This is a genomic window from Aureimonas ureilytica, from assembly GCF_001475935.1.
GTDB lineage: Bacteria > Pseudomonadota > Alphaproteobacteria > Rhizobiales > Rhizobiaceae > Aureimonas > Aureimonas ureilytica_A.
This window is the reverse complement of the sequence record NZ_LDQA01000169.1, coordinates 1-878: the sequence shown is the minus strand read 5'-3', so window position 1 is coordinate 878 and position 878 is coordinate 1. Positions and strand designations below refer to the sequence as shown.

The 878-nt window shown below is 69.1% G+C and carries 1 protein-coding gene; it reads left to right on the top strand.

Annotated elements, in window-relative coordinates:
* Nucleotides 1–113: 113 nt before the first annotated feature.
* Nucleotides 114–878: xanthine dehydrogenase family protein molybdopterin-binding subunit (locus NS365_RS23305; protein ID WP_153003945.1), on the top strand; the 765-nt coding region annotated here is incomplete at its 3' end.

Genomic DNA, 878 nt, shown 5'->3' with positions numbered 1-878 from the left:
CGGCCCCGGCCGGGGCCGCCGCCACACAGAGCCAAGCATTTTACGGGCGCCCGCGATGCGCCGCGCTGACGCGCAGCCCGCCGGCCCCGAGGCAATTCGGGAGGATGGATTCCATGGGTATCGAAGGTTTCGGCGCGCGGGTTCTGCGCAAGGAGGACCGCCGCTTCATCACCGGGCGCGGGCGCTACACCGACGACATGGTGGTGCCCGGCATGAAATTCGCCGCCTTCGTGCGCTCGCCCCATGCCCATGCGCGCATCAAGGGGATCGACGCGTCCGCCGCGCGCGAGATGCCCGGCGTGATCGACATTCTGTCGGGCGATCAGCTGAAGGCCGACGGGATTGGCAATCTCATCTGCGGATGGGCCGTCACGTCCAAGGACGGTTCGCCCATGAAGATGGGCGAATGGCCGGCGCTGGCGGTCGGCACGGTGCGCCATGTCGGGCAGGCGGTGGCGGTGGTCGTGGCGGACTCGAAGCTTCAGGCGCGCGACGCGGCGGAAGCCGTCGAGGTCGATTACGAACTGCTCGACGCCGTGGTGGAAGGCCCGGCGGCGCTGGAAGCCGGCGCGCCCGAAATCCATCCCGAAGCCCCCGGCAATCTCTGCTTCGACTGGGAGTTGGGCGACGCGCGCGCGACCGAGGAAGCCTTCTCGCGCGCCGCCCATGTGACGCGGCTCGACATCGTGAACAACCGTCTCGTGCCGAACGCGATGGAGCCGCGCGCGGCACTCGGCGTCTACGATCCGGCGGATGATCACTACACGGTCTGGACGACCTCGCAGAACCCGCATGTGGCGCGGCTCGTGATGAGCGCCTTCTACAATGTCGCGCCCGAGCACAAGCTGCGCGTCATCGCGCCCGATGTCGGCGGCGGT